This window comes from Nocardia sp. NPDC060220, assembly GCF_042727815.1.
In the GTDB taxonomy this organism is placed as follows: Bacteria; Actinomycetota; Actinomycetes; order Mycobacteriales; family Mycobacteriaceae; genus Nocardia.
The window spans coordinates 1-2,099 of sequence record NZ_JBHWZY010001055.1 but is presented as its reverse complement, the minus strand read 5'-3'; the positions used below and the strand labels follow the sequence as shown (position 1 = coordinate 2,099).

The 2,099-nt window shown below is 68.8% G+C and carries 2 protein-coding genes; one reads left to right on the top strand and one right to left on the bottom strand.

All coding sequences use genetic code 11. The features are described 5' to 3' along the window. Positions 1-52 precede the first annotated feature (52 nt). Positions 53-1,201, bottom strand: a complete 1,149-nt coding sequence (locus ACFWF3_RS33530) for an MFS transporter (protein WP_379317979.1) — start codon at positions 1,199-1,201, stop codon at positions 53-55. 311 nt (positions 1,202-1,512) lie between these two features. Between ACFWF3_RS33530 and ACFWF3_RS33525 the strand changes: the two genes are divergently transcribed. Continuing rightward, a partial coding sequence (locus ACFWF3_RS33525) for a FadR/GntR family transcriptional regulator (protein ID WP_379317978.1) occupies positions 1,513-2,099 on the top strand: 587 nt, incomplete at its 3' end.

The following is a 2,099-nucleotide window of genomic DNA, read 5'->3' as shown; positions in this document are numbered from 1 at the left end:
GATCTACACAGCATTACTCCGAACGCACCGGTTCGCAACTCGAACGGTGAGATCAATTCCAGGTGTCTTCGAGCATGCGCGGCTTGCAGGCTTGCCAGGCGCCCGCGAGGAGCACACCGAGGGCGACGAACAGCATGGCGAACGGGACGAGCCAGCCGCCGGTCCAGGTGTGCAGCATGCCGAACAGCAGCGGGCCGGTGCAGGCGATCGCGTAGCCGACCCCCTGGGTGAAGCCGGACAGGGCCGCCGAGCCATGGGGGGTGCGGGTGCGCAGGTTGATCAGCGTCAGCGCCATCGGGAAGGTGGACGGGCCGAGACCCAGCAGCACAACCCACAGCAGGGGCGCCTGCATCGGCGCCACCAGCAGGCCGATGAAAGCGGTCGCGAACAGCACCATGCAGCCGACGACGACGGGGAACGGATTGCGCATCCGCGAGACCACGGTGGGCGCGCCCAGCGCCGGGATCAGCCCGATCAGCGCGAACAAGCCGACCATGCTGCCGCCGAAACCGGCGCTCGCGCCCGCGTCGGACAGGATCTTGGGCAGCCAGGCGAACATGGCGTAGGTGGTCAGCGAGGTCATGCCGAACATGCCCGCCATCCCCCACGCCACCGGCGAACGCCAGACTCTGCCGGTCTCGGGCGCCTCGGCGGGCAGCGCGGTGGTGTCGACCGTGTCGCGACCACGCCGATCACGCAGCACGACGAACCACGGGATCGCGGCGGCGAAACCGACCAGCGCCCACACCCCCATCGAGATCCGCCAGCCGTGCGCCTGCGCCACCGGCACGGCGATGAACGCCGGAATGACGGTGCTGAGCTGCACCATCACGATGTAGAGCGAGCTGATCGCGGCCAGATGATCGCCGAAATACCGCTTCACCAGCGGCGGAATCACCACGTTGCCGATGCCCATACCGAGCAGCGCCACCCCGGAGAACGCCAGCAGTCCACCGGTCCCGGTGGCGAACACCCGCACCAGCGACCCGGCGCCGGCCAGCAGCATCGCGACGAACACGGTCCGCTCGAGCCCGAACCGGCGCACGAACAGCGGCGCGATGAGCCCGGCGAGACCGAACATCGCGGTCGGCAACATGCCGAACACCCCGACGATCCCCGTGCCGTACCCGACCTCGGCGCCGATCGTCTCGGCGAGCGGACTGAATGCGGTGACAGCGGCGCGCAAGGTGAGCGCCGACATGATGATGGCCGCCAGAACGAGCAGCCGACCTTCGATCAGCGACCGCTCGGTGATCTCGGGAGACGGGTCGACGCGACCACGCCGGTCGTCCTCGAGGGTCGACCCGGCGCCGGAAGCTGGCTGGAAATCACGGAGCGGCGGCACCCGGAAATCATAGGATGACCCGACGACTACTGCCAAGCGACTGTGAGCGATCTCCCGCGAGAACACGGGAACTCGCCGGAACGGGCTGACGCACCGCCGGCCGCCCGCGCTGGTCGAGTCCGGCCTGAAGTCCCGGCGAGGCGGAACAGCCCAGTACCCTTGCTGACGTGCAACCCGTCCGGCGTACCAGCCTCATCGCCCAGGTCACCGAACAGCTTCGGGCCGAGATCCGTTCCGGCCGTTGGCCAGTGGGCCAACGGATCCCCACCGAACCAGAGCTCACCGAGCTCACCGGGACCGGCCGCAATACCGTCCGCGAAGCCGTCCAGGCGCTCGTGCACGCGGGCATGCTCGAACGCCGCCAGGGCTCGGGCACCTATGTGATCGCCACCTCCGAGGTCGGCGGCACCCTGGGCAAGTACTTCGCCGACGCGCACGAACGCGACATCCTCGAACTGCGCCAAGCTCTCGACACCACGGCGGCGGGCCTGGCCGCGCGCCGCCGCGACGACGCCGATATCGCCACTCTCCAGCGCTTGCTCGCCGAACGCAGCAACCGGAATTGGGCCGAGGCCGACCCGGTGGCCATCGCCGCCGACGTCGAATTGCACCGCGCGATCGTCGTCGCCAGCCACAACGCGGTATATCTGGAGTTCTACGATTCGCTGCTGCCGATCATCGAGCAGGTGATCCACGCGCGGACCGCGAAATCCGACGACGCGTACGACACCGAGCACGCCGAACTGGTCCAGGC

Excerpts from the sequence above, each read along its gene's own strand:
- ACFWF3_RS33530 (WP_379317979.1), bottom strand. The coding sequence starts at position 1,201 with ATGTCGGCGCTCACCTTGCGCGCCGCTGTCACCGCATTCAGTCCGCTC.